Below are 22342 nucleotides of genomic sequence, written 5' to 3' on the forward strand. Positions count from 1 at the left end.
TGACCGTAATTAAAGCCGTTCTAATGGGCTTCTTGATTTAAGATGCATTGCAGATAGACATTTTAATACTTTCGCATGGCCCGGGCGAATCCGGGGAGGAGAGCGCATGCCACATCATCCGTTTCGCCTGAGTTTCGTCGTTCTGTCGACAGTCCTCGCGCTGGCCGGGGCGGCCGTCGCACAAGACGCGACCAAGGCCACCGGCAGCACTGCAGATCATTCCAAATTCAAGGAATTGCAGAAGGATTTTCAATCCGGCCCCGAGGTCACGGAGGCCTGCTTGGGCTGCCATACCGAAGCCTCCAAACAGGTGATGCATTCGGTCCACTGGAAGTGGGAGTTCGAGAACCCCACCACCGGGCAGCTTCTGGGAAAGAGCCATGTGCTCAACTCCTTCTGCGGCAACGTCGCGTCGAACGAGGCGCGCTGCACCTCGTGCCACACCGGCTATGGCTGGACCGACATGAGCAGCCCGCCGCCGGCCGACGAGGCCGCGGTCGATTGTCTGGTGTGCCACGACAATTCCGGTCAATACACCAAGCTCGCCACCGGCGCCGGACACCCGCCGCTGGAAGCCAAGGGAAAGACCATCACCGGGGCCGATGCCTGGGTCGTCGATCTGAAGCAAGCCGCGCAAAGCGTGGCCGAACCGACCCGTGAAAACTGCGGCGGATGCCATTTCTACGGCGGCGGCGGCGATAACGTAAAGCACGGCGACCTGAGTTCGGCGCTCTACCACCCGACCAAGGAGGTTGACGTGCACATGGCCCAGGACGGGCTGAACTTCACCTGCGAGACCTGTCACCATTCGGACAGGCACATCTTCGCGGGCTCGCGCTACGACGTGCACGCGACCGACCCGGAGGGCACCGGCAAGCCGGGCGTCATGCGCAAGGACGTGGCCACCTGCGAAAGCTGCCACGGCACGACGCCCCACGACATGCTGACCGTGACCGGCATCAAGCTGAACGACCACACTGACCGCGTGGCCTGCCAGTCGTGCCATATCCCCGAATTCGCCCGGGGCGGCGTGGCGACCAAGACCCGCTGGGACTGGTCGACCGCCGGCAAGATGGATGCCGAAGGCCACCCGCTGCACCTGAACGAATACACCCAGGGCAACGGCAAGGAACTGCATACCTACCTCGCCACCAAGGGTGATTTTGAATATGGCGAGGACGTGGTGCCCTATTATTCCTGGTTCAACGGCCAGGTCGACTACACCACCGCCGACCAGAAGATCGACCCCTCGAAAGTGGTTGAGATCAACAAGATCTCGGGCAGTTCCGGGGATGGCCGTTCGCGGATCTGGCCCTTCAAGCGGATGGAGGGGCGTCAGGCCTATGACAGCGGCCTCGACCATCTGGTCTATTCCAACGTCTGGGGCCCGACCACCGACACCGCCTACTGGACCAATTTCGATTGGGGCAAGGCGATCGCGGCGGGGATGAAAGCCGCGGGTGCCGAGTATTCGGGCGAATACGGATTCGTCGACACCTACATGTACTGGCCGATCACCCATATGGTCGCGCCCGCCGCCGACGCGCTCGACTGTCGGGAATGCCATGCACAGGATGGGCGGCTGGCCAATCTCGCGGGGGTTTATCTGCCGGGCTCGAACCCCTTTAGCTGGGGCGGGCTGATCGGTATCGCCTTCTTCGTCGCCATGGCTGGCGGCGTGTTGTTGCACACCACGCTTCGGATCTTCACCCGCGGCGGGAAGGGAGGACATCATGACTGACGCGACCAACGCCCATGACGGCGATCCGCAGGTGGAAACCTGCCCCGACTGCGCCGAGCGCACGGTGCTGGTCTACCCCAAATTCGAAAGGCTCTGGCACTGGTCCCAGGCGGCCTCGATCATGGCGCTGTTCTTTACCGGGCTGGCGATGAACGGGATCCATGACCTGATCAGCTTCGAAATGGCGGTGAAGATCCATACACTGGTGGCGCTTGCTCTGTTGCTGCTCTGGGTGTTCGCGACGTTCTGGCTATTTACCACAGGCACTTACAAGGTTTTCCTGCCGCGAATGTTCGGCCTTCTGAAGGTGGCGCGCTACTATGCCTACGGCGTGTTCAAGGGCGAGCATCACCCCTATCAGAAAAGCCTGACCCAACGGCTGAACCCGCTTCAGGCGCTGGCCTACTCGGCGCTCAAGACGGTGATCTTCCCGATGGTCTGGGGCACCGGGCTGGTCTATCTGACCTACAATTTCTGGGAGACGCTGCCGAATGCGCCGTTCTGGCTGGAGGTGGTTGCCAACCTGCACCTTGCGGTGGCCTATTTCGTGGTGGGCTTCGTGATCTTGCACATCTACCTGCTGACCATCGGCCATTCGTTCCGCGAAGGTGTGCGGCCCATGGTCGTGGGGACCGAAAAGGTCGCCCTGACACCCGAGCAGGAAGCCTATATCGAACGTCACGAACGCTGGCGCCTGGTCGACTGACAGTGCCAACGGGTCGAGCCGGAAAACGCCGGGCCCCGGGGCCCGGCGTTTTTCATTGGCTTCGGTCCCGATCTTGGGGCGGCCCGGGGCCGGGGATGGCCGGCGGGCTGGTCCCCAGCAGACCGGCCGAAACCGGTTACGGCCTCCCGCGGTCTTGGACACCGCAAAAAGGCGGGCCGGTCGCAAGACCGCCGCCTTTCGTCAACGTCCTTCAGGGCCCTTGCCGGGGCTTAGCGCCCCCAGTTGCGCACCGGGCCGCAATCCATATGCACGAAATTCGATCTCGAGTAGCGCCCGACGCCGCCGGCATGGCAAGCCGCCGCGGCCTGGGCCATCTGCCCGACCGAGCGCGATTTCAGCCGCAGGTCGGCGGCCTGGCCCTTCATGTGCAGCGAGTTCTTGGCCACCCCGCGCGAGCGGGCGCGCAGCATCGCGTTGGTCTGGGGCGAGCGGTACCCTGACAGCAGCATGTAAGGCTCGCTCACATCCATCAGACCATGCGCGGCGGCCATGATATCAAGTGTGCGCAGGTCGATCTGCTTGATCTGGTCGGTACGCCAGTCGCGCATGAAGTGGTGAATTTCCTTGATCGCCTCGCCGATATAGTCGCCCTCGATCCAGTAGATCGTGTCGAGGCTCTCGCCGGTTCGGCCCGAGTACATGCGCAGCCGGCGAATGTCGCCCGCCCCCCGAAGCAGCCCGAACGCATTCGCGTAGCTTGGTGCCGCAATCACCGTCGTTGCGGCAAATGCAGCAAGTACACCGCGTCTGGTGACGCCGTCCGTTTTCGATGAAATCATGTTGTCGTTGCCCGCCTTGTTTACTTCACTGCTTGACCGCTCTGTCGGCAGCCATTGGTCGTCATCCCCAAAACCGTCTATGGCACAAGGTGCGCCGCCGACCAAGGTCGCAGATGTCGCAAAAACACACGCAAGCGAAAATCGGCAAAGTTTCGCTCAATTTCGGGAACAGTTGCCGGTATGTACGCGTTATGGGCGGCTCGACACACAGGGGCGGCGACGGGCGCAAGTCTTCGGATTGTGAATGGACAGGGCCATGCGATTGCCGCAATTTCTGGTGAAAGTTCAAACTCTAGACCCGTCGATCAGAGGTAGACCATGATTTCAGCGCAGCCGCGCCATCCGCATTTCTTCGCCCTTGCCGGGGCCCTGCTGCTTGCGTTGCTGGGCCTGTTTGCCGTTCCGGCAAAGGCGCAGGTGACCGCGTTCAAGCAGGCCGTGGCCGAGGCCGCGGCCCGCGACGAGGCGCTTTCGGAATTTTATCGCACAACCAATTACGAGTCCTTGTGGACCGGCCGCGACGACCGTTCGCGGCGCTCGGCCTTTCTGCGCGCGCTGTCCGACGCGGCCGATCATGGCCTGCCGGTCAACCGCTACGACCCCGAGATGCTGGCCGCGACGTTCCGCGCCGCGCGTACCCCGCGCGAAATCGGGCAGGCCGAGGTGCTGGCCAGCCGCATGTTCCTGCAATACGCGCAGGACATCCAGGCCGGCGTGGTGAACCCGCGCAATGTCGATGACGGCATCAAGCGCAGCGCGCCCCGGCGAAACCGTCTTTCCCAGCTCGTAGCCTTTTCGAAAAGCAGCCCGCGCGCCTATCTCAACGCGCTGGTTCCCGACAGCCCCGAATACGCTCGTCTGCTGCAGGAAAAGCTGCGGCTCGAGCGGGTGCTGGGTGCCGGCGGCTGGGGCGACGAGGTTCCGGGCAGGGCGCTGGAGCCGGGCGCCAGCGGCGGCACGGTGGTGTCGCTCAGGAACCGCCTGATCGCGATGGGCTACATGAAGCGCAGCGCCTCGCAGGTCTATGACGCGGCCCTGCAAAAGGCGGTGCAGCAATTCCAGCTCGATCATGGGCTTAGCCCCGACGGCGTTGCCGGCCCTGCGACGCTGGCCGAGATCAACGTCTCGCCGGCCAAGCGGCTGGGCCAGGTGATCGTGGCGATGGAGCGCGAGCGCTGGCTCGGCCCCGACCGCGGCCGGCGCCATGTGCTGGTCAACATCACCGATTTCCGCGCCAGCCTCGTTGAAAACGGCAAGACGGTTTTCGCCACCCGTGCCGTGGTGGGCAAGAACCAGCACGATCAGCGCACGCCCGAGTTTTCGGACGTGATGGAACACATGATCATCAATCCCACCTGGAACGTGCCGCGGTCGATCGCGACCAAGGAATACCTGCCGATGCTGCAGCGCAATCCGAACGCGGCGTCGTATCTGCGGCTGGTGGATGCGCGCGGCCGTACCGTCAGCCGCAACTCGGTGGACTTCACGCAGTATTCCGCGCGGACCTTTCCGTTCGACATGAAACAGCCGCCGTCTTCGCGCAACGCGCTGGGGCTGGTCAAGTTCATGTTCCCCAACCAGTACAACATCTACCTGCACGACACGCCGCAAAAGCACCTTTTCTCGCGCGAAACGCGGGCCTTCAGCCACGGTTGCGTCCGGCTGAACGACCCGTTCGACTTCGCCTACGAGCTGCTCAAGGTTCAGACCAGCGACCCGGTGGGGTTCTTCCAGTCGCGCCTGGCGACGGGGCGCGAGACGATGGTCGAGCTGGAAAAGCCGCTGCCGGTACACATCGTCTATCGCACAGCGGTGACCCAGCCCAAGGGCCGCACCCAGTTCCGCCGCGATATCTATGGGCGCGATGCGCGGATTTTCCAGGCTCTCGACGAGGCCGGGGTGGTGCTGCGGGCGGTTCGCGGCTAAATCTGCCCCATGATCCGGCGGGCGGGCCCGAGCGCCGCGTCCGCCGCAGCGAGGGGCCCCGATGAGATACACGATCCGCGAGATGGCCGAGGCTCTGGGCGCCGAGGCGGCCGGCGACACCACGATCACCGTTGCCGGCGCGGCCGAACCCGCCGATGCCGCTCCCGACCAGTTGGCGCTGGCCAGCGACCCGAAATATGCCGAAGGCCTGGCGCAGGGCGCCGCGCGCGCCGCGCTGCTGTGGCCCGGGGCCGACTGGCAGGCGCTGGGGCTGGAGGCGGCGATCTTCGCGCCGCGCCCGCGCTTTGCCATGGCCGGGCTCACGCGGATGCTGGATGTCGGGCCCGACATCGCGCCGGGCATCCACCCCATGGCGATGGTCGATTCCAGCGCCACGATCGGGCCGGGGGCGTGCATCGGCCCCTTCGCCGTGATCGGCGTCGGGGTCGAGATCGGCGCGGGCGCGCGCATCGCCGCCCATGTCAGCATCGCCGAGGAGGCACGGATCGGTGAAGAGGCGCTGATCCTGCACGGGGTAAAGATCGGCGCCCGGGTGACGATCGGAGACCGGCTGATCGCCCAGCCCGGCGCGGTGATCGGCGCCGACGGGTTTTCCTTCGTCACCCCCGAGAAATCCAACGTGGAGACCGCGCGCGAAAGCCTCGGCGAAACGGTCGAGGCCCGCGACCAAAGCTGGGCGCGCATCCATTCGCTGGGCGCGGTCGTGATCGGCGACGATGTCGAGATCGGCGCCAACACCACCATCGACCGGGGCACGATCCGCGACACTGTGATCGGTGCGGGCACCAAACTCGACAACCAGGTACAGATCGGCCACAACGTGGTGATCGGGCGCGATTGCCTGCTGTGCGGGCAATCCGGTGTGGCGGGCTCGGCCACGCTGGGCGACCGGGTGGTGGTGGGCGGCGCAGCGTCGATTGCCGACCACCTGAGCGTGGGCGACGACGCGGTGATTGCCGGCAAATCCGGCGTCGCCTCGAACGTGCCCGCGGGGCGCGCGGTGATGGGCTATCCGGCCATGCCGATGGAGCGCAATGTCGAGGCATACAAGGCCCTGCGCCGTTTGCCGCGTCTCTTTGCCCAAGTCTCGGCTTTGCAAAAAGCGGTTTCAAAGGGTAGCCAGACGGACTAAACGGGCGCAGGTTTCACGTCAGGGAGATGACCATGGCCGAAAGCGTGAAGGACAAGGTGATCGGGATCATCGCCGAACAGGCGGTTCTGGAACCCTCCGACGTGTCGATGGACAGCACGCTTGAGGATCTGGGTATCGATAGCCTGGGCCTTGTCGAAGCGATCTTCGCCATCGAAGAGGCGTTCGATATTCAGGTACCCTTCAACGCCAACGACCCCAGCGAAAGCGAGTTCGACATCTCGTCGGTCGCCGCCATCGTCAAGGCGGTCGAGGGGCTGGTGGCCGACCAGAAGGCATGAAGCGCGTCGTCATCACCGGACAGGGCACGATCAACGCGCTCGGGCATGACGTGCCCGCCACGCTCGAGGCCATGCGCGAGGGGCGCTGCGGCATCGGCGAGCTGGATATCCGCGACGTCGAGCGGCTGTCGATCCGCATCGGCGGACAGGTGCGCGGCTACGAGCCCGAGGCCCATTTCAACCGCCAGCAGATCGCGCTTTACGACCGCTTTACCCAGTTCACCCTTCTGGCCGCCAAAGAGGCGATGGAACAGTCGGGCCTGAGTTTTATCGGCGAGCTTTCGCAGATGTCCGGTGTGGTGTTGGGCACCTCGGGCGGCGGCATGAACACGCTGGATGAGAATTACCGATCGGTCTACGAAGACGGCAAGAACCGCGTGCATCCTTTCGTGGTGCCCAAGCTGATGAACAACGCCGCGGCCAGCCACGTCTCGATGACCTACAACCTAAAGGGTCCCAGCTTTACCGTGGCCACCGCCTGCGCCTCGTCGAACCACGCGATGGGGCTGGCGTTCCAGATCATCCGCGCCGGCGGCAGCCAGGTGATGATCACCGGCGGGTCGGAATCGATGCTGTGCTTCGGTGGCGTCAAGGCGTGGGAAGGGCTGCGCGTGATGTCCAAGGATGCCTGCCGGCCGTTTTCGGCCAATCGCAACGGCATGGTCCAGGGCGAAGGCGCGGCGGTCTTCATCTTCGAAGAATACGAACACGCCCGCGCCCGCGGCGCCGAGATATTGGCCGAGGTGGTGGGCTTTGCGATGACCGCGGATGCCTCCGACATCGTGATGCCGTCGAAACAGGGCGCGGCGCGGGCCATTGCCGGGGCGATCCGCGATTCCGGGCTCGACCCGAGCGACGTGGGGTATATCAACGCCCACGGCACCGGGACCGCCGCCAACGACAAGACCGAATGCGCTGCGGTGGCCGATGTTTTCGGCGCCCATGCGGACGAGTTGATGATCTCGTCGACCAAGTCGATGCACGGCCACCTGATCGGCGGCACCGGCGCGGTGGAGCTGCTGGCCTGCATCATGGCGCTGAAGGATGGGGTGATCGCCCCCACGGTCGGCTATCAAGAGCCCGATCCCGAATGCACCCTCGACGTCGTGCCCAACGTCGCGCGCGAGGCCAAGGTCGACGTGGCGCTGTCGAACGCCTTTGCCTTCGGCGGTCTCAACGCCGTACTGGCGCTGCGCCGGGCCTGACACCGGTCTCCCACCTGCGGCCAAACCAGATCGCCCCGGCGCGGATGCACCGGGGCGAGGTCGTCTTCCATGCGTCTTGTTTCGGGCGCGTCCGAAGAGGGCGGACGGTGGTTGCTACTGCTCGGCGGCCAGCGCGTCGAAACCCGCGGTAAAGCCCGACAGCGACACGCGCAGCACCACCTGCTGATCGGGCGCGGCCACGGGCACGATCCGCAACGCCGCCTCGGCCCCGCGTTTGAAGCTGGCCACATCCTCGGCGGTAAAGCCGATCCGGGCGAAGCAGCCGACCTGGTTGCACCAGGAGAACGGATAAACCTTGGCCTCGCCGTCATCCACGTTCACGCGCAACTGCTCGGTCAGAAGCGTCTCGAGCGGGGTGACGATGGTGGCCCCGGCCACAGCCTGGCCGTTGGCCCCGTCGGGCAGAGGAAAGATGCTGATTTCGGCAACCGAATTGCCCTGTTCGTCGCTCAGAAGCTGGTAGAGCTGGCAGGGATCGGTCTGGCCCTCGGGCGCGCGCGCGCAGCGCAACTGCCAGTCGCCGTGGGTGTCGCGCACGTAAGTCTCGCCGACCTTGGGCGCCGCGGCTTCCTCGGTGGCCGTCTGCGGCTCCGGCGTGTCCTGCGGGGCCGCGTCGGACGTGTCCTGCGCCAGCGCCGGGGCCGCAAGGGCCAGCGCGGCGATGCAGGTCAGGCTCTTGATGAGATCGCGCATGATGGGATGTCGCCTCCTAGGTTGTTTCGGCGCGCTCTAGCACGGTCAGGCGCGCCTGTCAGGCCGAAATCCGGCACCCGCTTGCGCCATGAAAAAAAGGGCCAGAACCTGGCCCTTTTTCTGTTGGTTTCTCCCTGTCGGATCGGGCCGACCTTTGTAATGCCGCAACGCTACGTAAGTTGTTCACAGCCGTCAACACCCAATACCGACGCCGCCGCAAAGGGGCTGGCGCGGCGCGCCGGGCCCTGTATTCTCGCCCGGACTCAAACGCTTGCGGGGGGATGTGCATGGGGCAGGGGGTGTTCGTCGGGGGTGGCGGCCCGGACTATGGCGCGCCGCAGGTGCTGCGGCTCGATTATGCCAACCGGCACGGCCTGATCGCCGGCGCCACCGGCACCGGCAAGACCGTCAGCCTGCAAATTCTCGCCGAGGGGTTTTCGGCCGCCGGCGTGCCCGTCTTCCTCGCCGATGTGAAGGGCGATCTCTCGGGCCTCGCCGCCCCGGGCGAGGCGGGCTTCAAGCTGCACGGGGCGTTTCAGGACCGCGCGGCCCGCATCGGCTTCGACGATTACGCCTACCAGGGCTTTCCCGTCACTTTCTGGGATGTGTTCGCCACCTCGGGCCACCCGGTGCGCACCACCATGGCCGAGATGGGCCCGCTGCTGCTCGCCCGCCTGCTTGAGCTGAACGACACCCAGGAGGGCGTGCTCAACATCGCCTTCCGGGTGGCCGACGACGAGGGCTGGCCGCTGCTCGACCTCGCCGACATGCGCGCGATGCTGCTCTGGCTGGGCGAGAACCGCCAGGCGCTGTCGCTGCGCTACGGGCTGGTCTCGACAGCCTCGATCGGCGCGATCCAGCGCCGTCTGCTGGTGCTGGAAAACGAGGGCGGCGCGGGCATCTTCGGCGAGCCCGCGCTCGATCTCGCCGACCTGATGACGACCGATGCCGCGGGGCGCGGGCGCATCAACATCCTGGCCGCCGACCGGCTGATCGCGGCGCCCCGGCTCTACGCCACCACGCTTCTGTGGCTGCTCTCCGAGCTGTTCGAGGATTTGCCCGAGGTCGGCGACCCCGAGAAACCCCGCCTCGTCTTCTTCTTCGACGAGGCGCATCTTCTGTTCGACGGCGCGCCCAAGGCGCTGGTCGACAAGGTCGAACAGGTGGCGCGGCTGATCCGGTCCAAGGGCGTCGGGGTCTATTTCGTCACGCAAAGCCCGACCGACATCCCGCCCGATGTTCTGGGCCAGCTCGGCAACCGGATCCAGCACGCGCTGCGCGCGTTTACCGCCCGCGACCGGCGGGCGCTGATCCAGGCGGCCGAGACCTACCGCGACAACCCGCGCTTCGACATCGCGCAAACCATCCGCGAGGTCGGCGTCGGCGAGGCCGTCACCTCGATGCTCGAGGCCAAGGGCGTGCCGGGCATGGCCGAACGCACGCTGATCCGCCCGCCCTCGTCGCGCCTCGGCCCGCTGCCCGAGGCCGACCGCCACGCGGTGCGGGCGGCCTCTGCGCTGGGTCCGAAATACGACGCGCCGCTCGACCGCGACAGCGCGCACGAGATCCTCGCCCGCCGCGCCGAGGCCGCCGCCCGCGCCGCCGCAGAAGCCGAACGCGCGGAAGAGGCCGCCGCGGACCGCGAACACGCAGCCGGGCGGCGCTATTCCGGCCCGCGCGTCGGCCGCTCGACCTCGCGCGGCAGCCGGCGCAGCCCCGACAGCATCGGCGAGGCGCTCGGCCAGGCGCTGATCAAGGAGCTTTCGGGCACCACCGGCAAGCGCCTCGTGCGCGGCATCCTCGGCGGGCTCTTCAAGGGGCGCTGAGCCCGGCCCTTCTTCTTGGCCGAAATACCCCCCGCGCGCCCGCCCTGGCGGGCGCGCCCGGCCCAACGCCGGGCAAGCGCGCCGCGCGCGGCCCGGGGGCGGGAGCGCCCGGCCGGGTCAGAGCGGGCGGATCTTGAGCCGCGTGATCCGGTTCGCCTGGCGCTGGATCACCTCGAAGCGAAAGCCGTGAAAGGAAAACACCTGCCCCTGCGAGGGGATGGTCTGCGCCTCGTGGATCACCAGCCCGGCGATGGTGTTGGCCTCTTCGTCGGGCAGGTTCCAGTCGGTGGCGCGGTTCAGGTCGCGGATCGTCATCGCCCCGTCGACGATGTAATGCCCGTCATCGGCGCGGCGCAGCGGGTGCTCGGCATCGAGGTCGAACTCGTCGGTGATCTCGCCCACGATCTCTTCGAGGATGTCCTCCAGCGTGATCAGCCCGCGCAGCGCGCCGTATTCGTCGACCACCAGGGCGAAATGCGTATGACGGCGCAGAAACTCGCGCATCTGGTCGTCCAGCGTGGTGGTCTCGGGCACGAAGTAGGGCTTCATCGCCACGTCGAGCACGCGGAATTCCTTCAGCTTTTCCGGGCTCGCGTCGGGGCCGCGCATCAACCGGTCCATCGCGCGCAGCAAATCCTTGGCATGGATCACGCCGACGATGTTTTCCGGGTCGTCCTTGTAGATCGGCAGCCGCGTGTGGCTGCTTTCCAGGCATTGCGACAACACCTTTTCGGGGTCGTCGTCGGCATCGACCATCTCGATCTTCGAGCGGTGCAGCATGATCTCTTCGACCGTGCGCTGGCCCAGGTCCAGCGCGCCGAGGATGCGGTCGCGGTCCTCCTTTTCCACCAGGCCCTCGGAATGGCCCAGTTGCAGCGCGCCGGCGATTTCCTCGCGCACCGCCAGGATGTGGCTGTCGGGGTCGGTCTTGACGCCGAACAGCGCGAGTATCTGGCGCACCAGCGCGCGCACGGCGCTGACGATGGGCGAGAACACCCGGATCACCGGGCGGATCACCCCGGCAACGCGGGATGCGGCGGTCTCGGCATTGGTGATGGCGTAGGTCTTGGGCAGCACCTCGGCGAAGATCAGCACCAGAAGCGTCATCACCAGCGTGGCCAGCGCCACCCCGGAATCGCCAAAAATCCGGGTGAAGAGCGCGGTCGCCAGCGAGGCGGCGAGGATGTTCACCAGGTTGTTGCCCAGCAGCACCGAGCCGATCAGCCGCTCGTTGTCCTCGGTGATCCTCAGCGCGGTCTCGGCGCCGCTGTCGCCCTTGTCGGCGCGGGCGCGCAGCTTGCCGCGCGAGGCCGCGGTCAACGCGGTTTCCGAGCCGGAGAAAAAGGCCGACAGGACCAGCAGGCCGACAATGGCCGCGGCCGTCGCCCAGAAGGCCGCATCGAGAAGCGGGGCGGGGTCGTCCATGGCTTGCCTTTCACGAAACGCTTGGGCCCCTTATGGGGGCGGAGGCGCGCGCGTTCAAGTCAGCCCGCATCGCCCTCGTCGCGGGCCAGCGGATGGTGGTCGAGTACCAGGTCGCGCAGCCGCTCGTCGAGAACATGGGTGTAGATCTCGGTGGTCGACACGTCGGCATGGCCCAGCAGCGTCTGGATCGCCCTGAGATCGGCGCCGCCCTGCAAGAGGTGCGTGGCAAAGGCGTGGCGCAGGGTATGCGGCGTGACCTTGTCGGGATCGACGCCGCCGGCGACCGCCAGTTCCTTGATCAGCGCGTAAAAGCGGTGGCGCGTCAGGTGCCCGGCCTTGCCCCGCGAGGGGAACAGGAAGGCGCTGGCCGGCCGGCCCTCGGCGCGGGCGGCCTCTTGCGCGGCATCGCGCTCGGCCAGCCAGGCGGCCAGCGCCGCGCCGGCGGGCGGCGAGAGCGGCACCATCCGTTCCTTGCCCCCCTTGCCGCGGATCAGCAGCATCTTCGGATTGCCCCGCGCCGCGGCGGCGGGCAGCGAGACAAGCTCGCTCACGCGCATCCCGGTGGCATAGAGCAGCTGCATCAGGCAGGTGTTGCGCGTGGTGTCGCGGCCCGGCCGTGCCGCGGCCTCGAGCAGGCGGTCGACCTCGGTCAGGCTCAGCGTTTTGGGCAGGCGCCGGGCGCGGCCGGGCCCCTTGATCTGTTGCGCCGGGTTGTCGTCGCGCCAGCCCTCCTCGTAGGCGAATCGATAAAGCTGGCGGATCGCCGACAGCCGCCGGGCGCGGGTGGCCTGCGACAGCCCCTCGGCATCGCAGGCCACCAGGTAGGCCTCGATCTCGGCCCGCGCGGCGGCCTCGAACCCCAGCCCGCGCCGGTCGAGCCAGCCTGCGAAATCCTTGAGGTCGCGCCCATAGGCCAAGAGCGTGTTGCGCGCCGCGTCCAGCTCGGCGGCCTGTGCCTCCAAAAAGGCCTCGATCCAGCGCGCCGCGTCCGGGGTCATCCGGGCCGCTCCAGAAGCATCAGCTGCAGCGCGGCCTGCCGGGCGTCGTCCTCCAGCCCGAGCAGCCGCAGGAGAGCCAGCCCCTGCGTGATGTCGGCCACGTCGCCATGGGCGCCGTCGGTGATAAGATCGACCGCCGCGAGGATCGCTTCGGCGGTCCTGCCGTCCGACAGTTGCTGGGTCAGCGCGGGGCCGAGCCCCTGCCGGGGCGGGGGGTCGGCAAAGCCCGCGCGCACCGCCTGGGCCAGCGCGTCCTGCGGCGCGTCGGCGGGCGCCGCGCCGCGGGCGATCGCGGCCAGAAACGGCGGCGTGCCCGCACCCGCGGCGATGATCGCGTAATCGGGCGACAACAGTCCCACGGTGCGGGCCAGCCGGGCGGCCTCTCCGCTCAGCGGCACGCGGGCCAGGCGCATCCCGTAAAGCGCGGCGAAGGGCACCTCCAGCTCGGCCCGCGTCATCGCCGCCCAGGCCTCTGGCAGGGCAGAGGCCACGGCGCCGGCGTCGCCTGCCAGCAGCGCCACGTCCAGCGCCTGCACCGCGGCCACCCTGTCCCACAGCCCCCCCGACGCCGCCGGCAGCCGCTCGGTATAGACGCCCAGCAGGACATTGGGCGCCAGCGCGCCGGTGCGCGCCAGCCGCTCGGCGGCCTCGATCCGGGTCTTCCAGCCCGCGGTCGCGCGCAGATCGGCGCGGGCAAAGGCGCGCGGCAGGGTGGCGATCGGCAGCGGCTCGCCGATCGCCTCGCGCATGCGAAAGACCAGCGGGCTGGGCCGCGCGGGCAGGGGCAGCGGCGGCTCGCCCTCGAAAAGCTCGGGGTCGAGGAAACGCGCCAGCAGCGCGTCTTCCTCTGCGGTGATGAAGCCCAGCGCCCGCCCGGTGCCGAGGGTCAGCGCGGCGGCCATCCAGTCGCCGCCGCGGGCAAGGCAGAAGATGCGCGCGGGAAAGGTCGGCGCGATGTCGGGCGTCGCCCGCATCGCCGCGCAGGCGCGGTCTTCGTGCCCGGTCAGCAGCGAGATGTCGAACCAGCGCCGGAACAGGGCGGGGCTGGCCGTGGGCCCGGCGCGTTCGACCAGCGCCTGGGCCTCGTCGACGGCGCCGAGGTCCAAAAGCTTGTCCAGCCGCGCGGTCAGAACCTGCCCGTCGCCGGTGCTGTCGGCGGGCGGGTCGATCTCGGCCAGCAGCAGCGCCACCAAAAGCGCCTGCATCGCCGGCAGCGTGTCCACCCGCGCGGCCCTGAGCAGCCGCGCCGCCTCGTCGGCCGGGGTGGGCCCCCACAGCAAACGGGGCAGCCCGCTGGCCGCGGCCGGGATCAGGCCCACCGCGTCCGGGTCGGGGGCGTCGAGCGGGCGCACGGCGATTTCCTCGGGCGTGGCGTCGTCGGTCACGCGGGGTTCGTCGGTGACACGGGGCGCCGCGCGGTCAACCGACCTCGACAGCCAGTCGATCGCCGAAAGCGGCGCCTCGGCCCCTGCGGGGCCGGCCAGGGCCAGGCTTAGCGCCACGACCCGGGCTGCGTCATTGCGCATCGAAGGTCACCGTTTCGCGCATCTCGCCGGTCGGGGGCCGCAAATCGCCCAGATACGCATAGCCCGAAAGCGCGATGAACCCCAGGATACAAAGGAAAAACAACGCCTTGATAAGCCGCCACATACTGCCCGCCCTTTTTTTGCCGCTCGGGGCCGTCCCCGATTTGGGCTGATTATATATGGCATTCGGGCGAAGTTCACGCCATTGAAGGCGGGTAAGGATGTCTCAGCGAGAGGTTGCCCAATTGGGCTGGCGGTTGAAGAAACCCGTGGTGATGGTCGGTATGATGGGGGCGGGCAAGTCGGCAGTGGGCGCGGCGCTGGCGCGCCGGCTTGGCGTGCCGTTTCTCGACTCCGATGCCGCCATCGTCGAGGCGGCCAACATGAGCATCCCCGAGATATTCGCGCGCGACGGAGAGCCGTTTTTCCGCCTCAAGGAGCGGCAGGTCCTGGCCCGGCTGCTGAGCGAGGCGCGCGGCGTGCTCTCGACCGGGGGCGGGGCGTATCTGTCGGCAGAGAATCGCAGGATGATCACGGAAAAGGGCGTGGCGGTCTGGCTCGATGCCGATCTCGACCTGCTGTGGGCGCGCGTCCGGCACAAGGACACGCGGCCGCTTTTGCGCACGGCCGACCCTTATGCGACTCTCAAGGCGCTTTACGAGGCGCGGGTGCCGCTTTATGCGCGGGCCGACCTGTCGGTCAAGGCCGACGCCGGTTACTCGGTGGACGACATGACCGACCGGGTGATCGCGGCGCTGGAAACGCGCCCGGACGTGCTGGAAAGGACCTGAGCGATGGCCATCGAGACGGTGCATGTGCCCCTGCCGGGCCGCGACTACGACATCCGCATCGGCACGGGGCTGATCGCCGCGGCCGGCGCCGAGATTGCGCCGCTCTTGTCGCGGCCGCGGGTGGCGGTGCTGACCGACGAGACCGTGGCCGGGCTGCACCTGGAGGCGCTGCGCGGCGGCCTGGCCGAGGCCGGCGTCGAGATGTCGGCGCTGGCGCTGCCGCCGGGCGAGGCCACCAAGGGCTGGGACCAGTTCTCGCGCGCCGTGGAATGGCTGATCGCCGAAAAGGTGGAACGCCGCGACATGGTGGTTGCGCTTGGCGGCGGGGTGATCGGCGATCTGGCCGGTTTCGCCGCGGCCGTGCTGCGCCGGGGCGTGCGGTTCGTCCAGGTGCCGACCTCGCTGCTGGCCCAGGTCGACAGTTCGGTCGGCGGCAAGACCGGGATCAATTCGCGGCATGGCAAGAACCTGATCGGCGCGTTTCACCAGCCCAGCCGCGTGCTGGCCGATATCGGCGTGCTGGAAACGCTCACGCCGCGTGACTTCCTGGCCGGGTACGGCGAGGTGGTGAAATACGGGCTGCTGGGCGATGCGGCGTTCTTTGCCTGGCTCGAGAAGAACGGGCCGGCGCTGGCTGCCGGCGACCGGGGCCTCAGGGCCCACGCGGTGCGCCGCTCCTGCGAGATGAAGGCCGAGATCGTGGTCCGCGACGAGACCGAGCAGGGCGACCGCGCGCTCTTGAATCTCGGGCACACCTTCTGCCACGCGCTGGAGGCCGCGACGGGCTATTCCGGCCGGCTGCTCCATGGCGAGGGCGTGGCGATCGGCTGTGCGCTGGCCTTCGAGCTGTCGGCGCGGATGGGGCTGTGTGCGCAGGAAGAGCCCAGCCGCGTGCGCGCGCATCTCAAGGCGATGGGGATGAAGACCGACCTGGCCGATATCGACGGCGATCTGCCCGATGCCGAGGCGCTGATCGCGCTGATGGCGCAGGACAAGAAGGTGCAGGACGGGCGCTTGCGTTTCATCCTGGCGCGCGGGATCGGCGAGGCGTTCGTGACGTCCGACGTGGACCGCGACGCGTTGCAACGGCTGCTCCAAGACCGCCTGGCGGGACGCTGAGCCGAAATTCGTGCGCACGGGGCGTTGATCGGCGCGCTTACATCCGCCTGTCGCGCCCGCTGATGACCATCAGTTCGCCGATATTCTCGCGCGTGATATAGCCCACCATCCGCCCCTCGGGGCCGGTGACCGCCACCGCCGGCGCACCGGTCTGATGCAGCGCGTCCAGCGCCTCTTCCAGCGGCGCGGCCAGCGCGACGGACGGGATATCGCGGGTCATCGCTTCGGTCACGGGGCGTGCGCGGGTGCCGTCCTGTAGCGCCGAGAACAGCGCGGCGCGCGTCAGGAACCCCTCAAGGCGGCCGTCCGGGCCGAGGACCGGGAATTCGTGCTGGGTGGTGCGGATCACCGCGGTCGTCGCGGCCTGCAGGCTGTCGCCCGGCGCCAGCGGCTCGAAGGCGGTGATCATCGCGTCGCGCGCCCGCATCTGGCGTGCCATGTCGCGCAGCATCACGTCAGAGCTTTCCGCGCCGGCGGCGACGAAGACGAAAATCGCGATCAGTACCAGCACCGGGCTGCCCGAGGTCAGGCCGAGAAAGCCGAAGAGGAAGGCCAGAACCTGCCCGCCCTGCGCGGCCATCCGCGTCGCGCGCACCCGGCCCACGAAATAGCTGAGCGCGGCGCGAAACACGCGCCCGCCATCCATCGGGAAGGCGGGGATCATGTTGAAGAGCACCAGAAACAGGTTGACCGCCGCGAGCTTGGCGAAAAAGCTGATCTCGGCATTTTCGAGGCTTTCCAGCTCGCCCAGGTCGGCCGTCGCCCCGAAAACGCCCACCAGCACCGCCCAGATCACCACGTTGACCGCCGGGCCCGCCAGCGCGACGGCAATTTCCTGCCCCGGCTTTTCGGGCATCCGGTCGAGCCGGGCGAGTCCGCCGATCGGCAGCAGGGTGATGTCGGGCGTGGTGATGCCGTAGCGCCGCGCCATCAGCGCGTGGCCGAACTCGTGCGCGACGACGCAGGCGAAGAGCGCGGCGATAAAGGCCACGTTCTCGGCCGCCGCGGCCCAGCCGCCATCGAGATAGGAGGCGGTGCCGATCCACAGCAGCAGAAGGAAAAAGGTGGCATGTACCCTGAGGTCAGAGCCGAAAAGGCGGCCGATGGAGAAAGACCAGGTCATTCTGCCCTCCGCGCCCCGCTCTCAGGGCCTAGAACGGGATTTCGTCGTCGAGATCGCTGGCCGGGCCAGAGGGGGCACCATAGTCGGATTGCTGGCCGCCGCCACCGCCGCCGCCGGCACCGTAGCCGCTGCCGCCGCCGCTGCCATAGCCGCCGCCCCCGCCGCCGCCGGCATCCGACCGGCTGTCGAGCAGCGTCAGCTCACTCCGGTAGGGGCGCAGCACCACTTCGGTCGAATAGCGGTCCTGGCCGGACTGGTCCTGCCATTTGCGGGTTTCAAGCTGACCCTCGATATAAACCTTGGATCCCTTGCGCAGATACTGCTCGGCAATGCGCGCCAGAGGTTCCGAGAAGATCGCCACCGAGTGCCACTCGGTCTTTTCGCGCCGCTCGCCGGTGTTTCGGTCCTTCCAGTTTTCGGACGTGGCGATGCGCAGGTTGCACACCTTGCCGCCGTTCTGAAATGTGCGCACCTCGGGATCGCGGCCGAGATTGCCCACCAGAATGACCTTGTTCACGCTGCCTGCCATGGCCGTCGCCCCCGTTCGTTCGATTCCGTCGAAAATTTCGTGTCCATGTTTACACCACCCCAGCCCGGTTAATGAAAGGTGAAATCGGACGCGCGCGCTGGCAATCGGAGGCCGCCTCGCCGGGATCGGGTGACGGGCCGGGTGCGCGGCCACGCTGCCCGGAGCGTTCGGCGCCTGTCACGGGGGTGGCGGATTTCAGTGATTTCGGTATAGTCACGCCGGTTACGGACGAGGGTGGGAAAATGCGAAAGTTCGGCGTTACGCTGGCCTTGCTGGGTGCGATGGGCGCAGGGGCGGTTTCGGCAGACAGTCTCAGCGTGTCGTCCAAGGCGCGCGCGCTTTTGTTCAAGTCGCAGACACGGGTGCTGGATAACCGTGCGGCGGTGCAATATTCAAACTCGGTGCGGCTGCAGCCAAAGCCCGTCATCACGCCCTCGCGGGGCGGCAACCTGCCCTACAGCGGCGCCTATCGGGGCCAGTACCTGAACGCCGCCCGCGCCGCGGCGCGCCAGCACGGCGTGCCGGAGGATCTGTTCCTGCGCCTGGTGCAGCAGGAATCGGGGTGGAACCCGCGGGCACGGTCGCACAAGGGGGCGTTGGGGCTGGCGCAGCTCATGCCGCAAACCGCGCGCCTGCTGCGGGTCGACCCGACCGATCCGCGCCAGAACCTGGAAGGCGGCGCGCGCTATCTGCGGCGGCAGTATGACCGGTTCCAGTCGTGGCGGCTGGCGCTGGCGGCGTACAACGCAGGCCCCGAGGCGGTCGAGAAACACGGCGGCGTGCCGCCCTACCGCGAGACCCGCAACTACGTTCGCATCATCTGGGGCAGCTAGGGGTGCGGCCACGGCCGTTCACCGGTGTGCCCAGTGTCGGGGTGGTGTCCCGCTCCGCCGGCGACGATCGGGGAAGGCCGCGCCCGATCAACCGCCGCGCCGCCCTCGCGGTCTTCTGCGGTGCGCTTTCCGCGTTCGGTGCCGTGGCGCGCGCGGAGTCGCTGGCCTACCGGTTCGAGGCGGAGGTAAAGTTCGTGCAGGGCACCCCGCCTGCGGACAGCCTGACCGCCCGCGCGGCGGGCCTCGACACGATCACCGGAACGTTCGGCTTTGACACCGATGCGCCCCGGACCGTCGAAACGGGCATCCCCGGGCGCGTCGGCTTTGCCGCCTATGCCACGGGCTTCGTCGCGTTGAACGAACTGGACCTGTCGGCCCTTCCCGGCCCCGTGTTCCTGAGCGTCGGCGATGGCATCCCCCAGCAGGACGCGCCGCAGACCACCATCAAGGACAACCTGATCATCGCGTTCGACAGTCAGGCGCGCGACGATACGCCGGTCGACTCGCTGTCGCTGGAGATCCGCTTTGACGATGCCGAGGCACTGGCGGGCGTGGCCGTTCCCTCCGCGCTGAAGGTGGGGCAGATCGGCAGCGCACGGCTGACCGTGAGCACCCGGCGCGACAGCTTCGGCGATCGCGGCAATTCCGCCGCGGGCGCGGTGCAGGTGCTGGGCCTCGCGGTGTTCGACATCACGACGATCGAGGCGATAGACTAGGCGGCCCGCCTGAAACACGAAACGCCCGCTCCGGCCGGAACGGGCGTCGGATGTTTGGTAGTGCTCCTCAGCCCTTGCGGGCGCGGCGCAGCAGACCGAGCCCGGCCAGACCCGCGATAAGCAGCGGCAGCGAGGCCGGCAGCGGCACCTCTGCACCGGGCGATTCCCTCGTGAACACGCGGACGACGTCGCCGGGCGTGCTGGCCCGCCAACCGTCCAGCCACAGGCGCGTGCCCTCGATCCGCACCTCGTCGCCGCTTTCAAGGCCGCGCGCCGCAGGGCTTAGATAGGTTACGCCCGGATTGGCAAGTGCATCGCTGGCCAGAAAGGTGTTGGTCTGGGTGACCACGCCGTAGATATCGGAATCGAAGTCGACATAACCGGACATGGTGGTCGACCGGAGCGGGTCGAAAATGATGTAGTGGCTGGCAACGATGTCGCCCGCAACGGGCGCGGTGCCCAGATCGACCGGCAGCGTGCTGGGCACGGCGATGTTCTGTATTTCGTCGAAACCGTAGAGGTTTGGCATCTGGAAATTGTTGTTGCCCACGGTGCTGTCGGGGTCGGACTCGGTGAAAGGCACCGTCAGCTTGATGAATGTACCGCCCTGGTCAAAGGCGCTGCCGCTGGTGATGGCCCCACCGACAATGGTGGCCGAAGCCGGCGCTGCCAATGCAGCGAGCGCGACCGGCAGTGCGACTCTCAAATATCTAAACATGGCGTACTACTCCCATAAGTTCCCATAAGTAATGCCGCATTTTTGCCATATTTCGGCGATTCGGGCAATGTCGCCGGCGCAACCGGTCGGGCAGGGCGGCAATGCCCGCCCTATTCGGCGGCGATCTCGATCACCGGCTGCATCTCTTCAAACGCCTCTGCGCTGAGATGGCATTTGACCGAATGCCCCTCGGCCAGCGTCACCATCGGCGGCACTTCGGTCTCGCACTTGTTGCCCGGCACCCTGTCTTTCCAGCGGCAGCGGGTCTGGAAGGGGCAGCCGGGCGGCGGGTCCATCGCCGAAGGGATGTCGCCCTCCAGCACGATGCGCTTTTTCTTGACCCGGGTGTCGGCGATGGGCACGGCCGACAAGAGCGCTTCGGTATAGGGGTGGTAGGGCGGCGAGAAGACCTGGTCGGTCGAGCCCAGTTCGACCACGTGGCCCAGATACATCACCATCACCCGGTCCGAGAGGTAGCGCACGATGCTGAGGTCGTGGGCGATGAACAGCAGCGTGGTCTTGTTCTCGCGCTGGATTTCCAACAGCAGGTCGGTCACCGCCGCCTGCACGCTGACGTCGAGCGCCGAGACGGGCTCGTCGGCCACCACGATGCGCGCGCCGCCGGCAAAGGCGCGCGCGATGCCCACCCTCTGTTTTTGCCCGCCCGAAAGCTGGCGCGGCATCCGGCCGGCGAATTCGCGGGGCAGCTTGACGAGGTCCAGCAGCTCCAGCGTCCGTTGCTGGCGCTCGGCCTCGGACTTGCCCACGCCGAAGATCTCGAGCGCGCGCATGATCTGCCGGCCGACGGTCATCGAGGGGTTCAGCGTGTCGAACGGGTTCTGGAACACCATCTGGATATCCGACACCGTCTTGGTGTCGCGCGCCTGGATCGGCGTGTCCTGGATCTCGCGGTTGTCCAGCAGGATCTTGCCGTCCGTCGCGGTCTCCAGCCCCATCAGCACCTTGGCGAAGGTCGACTTGCCGCAGCCGGATTCGCCGACGATGGCCAGTGTCTCGCTTTCGCGGGCCTCGAAGCTGAGGGTCTCGTTGGCCTTGACCACCTTCTTGTGGGAGCTGAACAGCGCGTTGGCAGCCACCTCGTAGTATTTCTTGAGGTTTTCCATCCTGAGCACGACATCGCCTGGCGGCGTGCTCTGGCTGGTCGCGGCGCCCTGGACCGGCGCGGCCCAGTCGATTTCCTGAAACTTCAGGCAGCGGGACTCGTGCCGGTCGTCGCCGGGCACGTCGGTCATCTTGATATCCTGCGCATCGCAGCGCCCGGCCTCGAAGTAATCGCAGCGCGGGCCGAAATTGCAGCCCGGCGGTCGTTCGTGGGGCAGGGGGAAATTGCCGGGGATCGCCACCAGGGGGCGCGCGTTCTTGTCGGCGCCGGGCAACGGGATCGACCGGAACAGCGCCTGCGTATAGGGGTGGCGCATCTTGTCGAACACATCCTTGATCGAGCCGCGTTCAACCGCCTCGCCGGAATACATCACGCAGATCCGGTCGCAGGTTTCCAGCACCAGCCCGAGGTTGTGGCTGATGAACAGCATCGAGGTGCCGTATTTCTTGCCCAGGTCCTTGACCAGATCGACGATGCCGGCCTCCACGGTCACGTCCAGCGCGGTCGTCGGCTCGTCCAGGATCAGCAGCGACGGCTTGGACATCAGCGCCATGGCGATGACGATGCGCTGTTGCTGGCCGCCCGACAGCTGGTGCGGATAGGACCTGAGGATGCGCTGGGGGTCGGGCAGGCGCACGTCCTCGACCAGCTGAAGCGCCAACTTCATCGCCTCGGCCTCGGACACGTCCTCGTGGATCATCGGCACTTCGGTCAATTGCTGGCCGATCCGCATCGCCGGGTTCAGGCTGGCCATCGGTTCCTGGTAGATCATGGCGATCTCGTTGCCGCGCAGATCGCGCAGGTCTTCCTCGCCCATGGAGGCCAGATCGCGGCCCTTGAACTTGATCGAGCCGCCCACGACGCGCCCGTTCACGCCGAGGTCCTGCATGACGCCGAGCGCCACGGTGGACTTGCCGCAGCCGGATTCGCCCACCAGCCCGACCGCCTCGCCGGGCTCGACGATGACGGAAAAATCCATCACCGCGGGGATTTCGCGCATCCGGGTGAAGAAGCTGATGGAGAGCTTGTCGATCTCCAGGATCGGGCCGTCATGGTCCCATTTTGTCATAT

General features: G+C 67.4%; 21 protein-coding genes. 11 read left to right on the top strand and 10 right to left on the bottom strand.

Annotated features, from left to right (window positions below; genetic code table 11):
* Positions 1-106: 106 nt before the first annotated feature.
* On the top strand, positions 107-1741 hold the full coding sequence (locus tag Ga0609869_RS11220; RefSeq protein WP_125407287.1) for a tetrathionate reductase family octaheme c-type cytochrome: 1635 nt from the start codon (positions 107-109) through the stop codon (positions 1739-1741).
* Positions 1734-2447, top strand: a complete 714-nt coding sequence (locus Ga0609869_RS11225) for a cytochrome b/b6 domain-containing protein (RefSeq protein WP_125407290.1) — start codon at positions 1734-1736, stop codon at positions 2445-2447. The genes Ga0609869_RS11220 and Ga0609869_RS11225 overlap by 8 nt, the downstream gene beginning before the upstream one ends.
* 230 nt (positions 2448-2677) lie before the next feature.
* Here Ga0609869_RS11225 and mepK read toward each other — a convergent pair whose 3' ends face one another.
* Entirely contained in the window at positions 2678-3247 is a 570-nt protein-coding gene (gene mepK / locus Ga0609869_RS11230) for a peptidoglycan L,D-endopeptidase MepK (RefSeq protein WP_125407292.1), read from the bottom strand.
* Positions 3248-3565: 318 nt separating this feature from the next.
* Between mepK and Ga0609869_RS11235 the strand changes: the two genes are divergently transcribed.
* The 4 genes from Ga0609869_RS11235 (at position 3566) to Ga0609869_RS11250 (ending at position 7830) form a co-directional block, all read left to right on the top strand.
* Entirely contained in the window at positions 3566-5173 is a 1608-nt protein-coding gene (locus tag Ga0609869_RS11235) for a L,D-transpeptidase family protein (RefSeq protein ID WP_125407295.1), read from the top strand.
* 61 nt (positions 5174-5234) lie between these two features.
* Positions 5235-6326, top strand: a complete 1092-nt coding sequence (lpxD, locus tag Ga0609869_RS11240) for a UDP-3-O-(3-hydroxymyristoyl)glucosamine N-acyltransferase (protein WP_125407298.1) — start codon at positions 5235-5237, stop codon at positions 6324-6326.
* A 32-nt stretch (positions 6327-6358) separates the two neighbouring features.
* A complete protein-coding gene (locus tag Ga0609869_RS11245) occupies positions 6359-6625 on the top strand; it encodes an acyl carrier protein (RefSeq protein WP_125407301.1) in 267 nt (88 codons plus the stop codon).
* Positions 6622-7830, top strand: a complete 1209-nt coding sequence (locus Ga0609869_RS11250; RefSeq protein WP_125407303.1) for a beta-ketoacyl-[acyl-carrier-protein] synthase family protein — start codon at positions 6622-6624, stop codon at positions 7828-7830. Before Ga0609869_RS11245 ends, Ga0609869_RS11250 begins: the two co-directional genes overlap by 4 nt.
* A gap of 114 nt (positions 7831-7944) precedes the next feature.
* Here the strand turns inward: Ga0609869_RS11250 and Ga0609869_RS11255 are convergent, their stop codons facing one another.
* On the bottom strand, positions 7945-8544 hold the full coding sequence (locus tag Ga0609869_RS11255) for an invasion associated locus B family protein (RefSeq protein WP_125407306.1): 600 nt from the start codon (positions 8542-8544) through the stop codon (positions 7945-7947).
* Between the two features lie 287 nt (positions 8545-8831).
* Between Ga0609869_RS11255 and Ga0609869_RS11260 the strand changes: the two genes are divergently transcribed.
* Positions 8832-10370: a helicase HerA-like domain-containing protein gene (locus Ga0609869_RS11260; protein WP_125407308.1), complete on the top strand. Its 1539-nt coding sequence runs from the start codon at positions 8832-8834 to the stop codon at positions 10368-10370.
* A gap of 117 nt (positions 10371-10487) precedes the next feature.
* Here the strand turns inward: Ga0609869_RS11260 and Ga0609869_RS11265 are convergent, their stop codons facing one another.
* From Ga0609869_RS11265 to Ga0609869_RS11280, 4 genes are read right to left on the bottom strand one after another with little or no spacing between them, the layout of a single operon-like run.
* Positions 10488-11795, bottom strand: coding sequence for an HlyC/CorC family transporter (locus tag Ga0609869_RS11265; RefSeq protein ID WP_125402908.1), 1308 nt, complete (start codon positions 11793-11795; stop codon positions 10488-10490).
* Between the two features lie 59 nt (positions 11796-11854).
* The gene (locus Ga0609869_RS11270; RefSeq protein ID WP_369022859.1) at positions 11855-12793 is read right to left on the bottom strand and encodes a tyrosine recombinase; all 939 of its coding nucleotides are present in this window, start codon (positions 12791-12793) and stop codon (positions 11855-11857) included.
* On the bottom strand, positions 12790-14319 hold the full coding sequence (locus Ga0609869_RS11275; protein ID WP_125403273.1) for a hypothetical protein: 1530 nt from the start codon (positions 14317-14319) through the stop codon (positions 12790-12792). The genes Ga0609869_RS11270 and Ga0609869_RS11275 overlap by 4 nt, the downstream gene beginning before the upstream one ends.
* Complete coding sequence (locus tag Ga0609869_RS11280; RefSeq protein ID WP_281273240.1) at positions 14309-14443, bottom strand: hypothetical protein; 135 nt, start codon at positions 14441-14443, stop codon at positions 14309-14311. Before Ga0609869_RS11280 ends, Ga0609869_RS11275 begins: the two co-directional genes overlap by 11 nt.
* 97 nt (positions 14444-14540) lie before the next feature.
* On the opposite strand from Ga0609869_RS11280, the gene Ga0609869_RS11285 reads away from it, so the two are divergent.
* Positions 14541-15110: a shikimate kinase gene (locus tag Ga0609869_RS11285; protein WP_125403272.1), complete on the top strand. Its 570-nt coding sequence runs from the start codon at positions 14541-14543 to the stop codon at positions 15108-15110.
* A gap of 3 nt (positions 15111-15113) precedes the next feature.
* Positions 15114-16229: a 3-dehydroquinate synthase gene (aroB, locus tag Ga0609869_RS11290; protein ID WP_125403271.1), complete on the top strand. Its 1116-nt coding sequence runs from the start codon at positions 15114-15116 to the stop codon at positions 16227-16229.
* 37 nt (positions 16230-16266) lie between these two features.
* On the opposite strand, the gene Ga0609869_RS11295 is transcribed toward aroB, so the two are convergent.
* Positions 16267-17352, bottom strand: a complete 1086-nt coding sequence (locus Ga0609869_RS11295) for a site-2 protease family protein (RefSeq protein WP_125403270.1) — start codon at positions 17350-17352, stop codon at positions 16267-16269.
* 28 nt (positions 17353-17380) lie between these two features.
* Positions 17381-17881, bottom strand: a complete 501-nt coding sequence (gene ssb / locus Ga0609869_RS11300; protein WP_125403269.1) for a single-stranded DNA-binding protein — start codon at positions 17879-17881, stop codon at positions 17381-17383.
* A gap of 242 nt (positions 17882-18123) precedes the next feature.
* Here ssb and Ga0609869_RS11305 point away from each other — a divergent pair, with 242 nt between their 5' ends.
* Positions 18124-18714 (top strand): lytic transglycosylase domain-containing protein, encoded by a 591-nt coding sequence (locus Ga0609869_RS11305; protein WP_125403268.1) that lies wholly within the window; start codon positions 18124-18126, stop codon positions 18712-18714.
* Between the two features lie 143 nt (positions 18715-18857).
* The gene (locus tag Ga0609869_RS11310) at positions 18858-19430 is read left to right on the top strand and encodes a hypothetical protein (RefSeq protein ID WP_125403267.1); all 573 of its coding nucleotides are present in this window, start codon (positions 18858-18860) and stop codon (positions 19428-19430) included.
* Between the two features lie 67 nt (positions 19431-19497).
* Here Ga0609869_RS11310 and Ga0609869_RS11315 read toward each other — a convergent pair whose 3' ends face one another.
* Together Ga0609869_RS11315 and Ga0609869_RS11320 are read right to left on the bottom strand one after the other, a co-directional pair.
* The gene (locus Ga0609869_RS11315; RefSeq protein WP_170168740.1) at positions 19498-20103 is read right to left on the bottom strand and encodes a VPLPA-CTERM sorting domain-containing protein; all 606 of its coding nucleotides are present in this window, start codon (positions 20101-20103) and stop codon (positions 19498-19500) included.
* A gap of 155 nt (positions 20104-20258) precedes the next feature.
* The gene (locus Ga0609869_RS11320; protein ID WP_125403265.1) at positions 20259-22340 is read right to left on the bottom strand and encodes a dipeptide ABC transporter ATP-binding protein; all 2082 of its coding nucleotides are present in this window, start codon (positions 22338-22340) and stop codon (positions 20259-20261) included.
* Between the last annotated feature and the right edge of the window lie 2 nt (positions 22341-22342).

Source organism: Rhodovulum iodosum, from assembly GCF_041020385.1.
Classification (GTDB): domain Bacteria; phylum Pseudomonadota; class Alphaproteobacteria; order Rhodobacterales; family Rhodobacteraceae; genus Rhodovulum; species Rhodovulum iodosum.

Excerpts from the sequence above, each read along its gene's own strand:
- Ga0609869_RS11220 (WP_125407287.1), top strand. The coding sequence starts at position 107 with ATGCCACATCATCCGTTTCGCCTGAGTTTCGTCGTTCTGTCGACAGTC.
- Ga0609869_RS11225 (WP_125407290.1), top strand. The coding sequence starts at position 1,734 with ATGACTGACGCGACCAACGCCCATGACGGCGATCCGCAGGTGGAAACC.
- mepK (WP_125407292.1), bottom strand. The coding sequence starts at position 3,247 with ATGATTTCATCGAAAACGGACGGCGTCACCAGACGCGGTGTACTTGCT.
- Ga0609869_RS11235 (WP_125407295.1), top strand. The coding sequence starts at position 3,566 with ATGATTTCAGCGCAGCCGCGCCATCCGCATTTCTTCGCCCTTGCCGGG.
- lpxD (WP_125407298.1), top strand. The coding sequence starts at position 5,235 with ATGAGATACACGATCCGCGAGATGGCCGAGGCTCTGGGCGCCGAGGCG.
- Ga0609869_RS11245 (WP_125407301.1), top strand. The coding sequence starts at position 6,359 with ATGGCCGAAAGCGTGAAGGACAAGGTGATCGGGATCATCGCCGAACAG.
- Ga0609869_RS11250 (WP_125407303.1), top strand. The coding sequence starts at position 6,622 with ATGAAGCGCGTCGTCATCACCGGACAGGGCACGATCAACGCGCTCGGG.
- Ga0609869_RS11255 (WP_125407306.1), bottom strand. The coding sequence starts at position 8,544 with ATGCGCGATCTCATCAAGAGCCTGACCTGCATCGCCGCGCTGGCCCTT.
- Ga0609869_RS11260 (WP_125407308.1), top strand. The coding sequence starts at position 8,832 with ATGGGGCAGGGGGTGTTCGTCGGGGGTGGCGGCCCGGACTATGGCGCG.
- Ga0609869_RS11265 (WP_125402908.1), bottom strand. The coding sequence starts at position 11,795 with ATGGACGACCCCGCCCCGCTTCTCGATGCGGCCTTCTGGGCGACGGCC.
- Ga0609869_RS11270 (WP_369022859.1), bottom strand. The coding sequence starts at position 12,793 with ATGACCCCGGACGCGGCGCGCTGGATCGAGGCCTTTTTGGAGGCACAG.
- Ga0609869_RS11275 (WP_125403273.1), bottom strand. The coding sequence starts at position 14,319 with ATGCGCAATGACGCAGCCCGGGTCGTGGCGCTAAGCCTGGCCCTGGCC.
- Ga0609869_RS11280 (WP_281273240.1), bottom strand. The coding sequence starts at position 14,443 with ATGTGGCGGCTTATCAAGGCGTTGTTTTTCCTTTGTATCCTGGGGTTC.
- Ga0609869_RS11285 (WP_125403272.1), top strand. The coding sequence starts at position 14,541 with ATGTCTCAGCGAGAGGTTGCCCAATTGGGCTGGCGGTTGAAGAAACCC.
- aroB (WP_125403271.1), top strand. The coding sequence starts at position 15,114 with ATGGCCATCGAGACGGTGCATGTGCCCCTGCCGGGCCGCGACTACGAC.
- Ga0609869_RS11295 (WP_125403270.1), bottom strand. The coding sequence starts at position 17,352 with ATGACCTGGTCTTTCTCCATCGGCCGCCTTTTCGGCTCTGACCTCAGG.
- ssb (WP_125403269.1), bottom strand. The coding sequence starts at position 17,881 with ATGGCAGGCAGCGTGAACAAGGTCATTCTGGTGGGCAATCTCGGCCGC.
- Ga0609869_RS11305 (WP_125403268.1), top strand. The coding sequence starts at position 18,124 with ATGCGAAAGTTCGGCGTTACGCTGGCCTTGCTGGGTGCGATGGGCGCA.
- Ga0609869_RS11320 (WP_125403265.1), bottom strand. The coding sequence starts at position 22,340 with ATGACAAAATGGGACCATGACGGCCCGATCCTGGAGATCGACAAGCTC.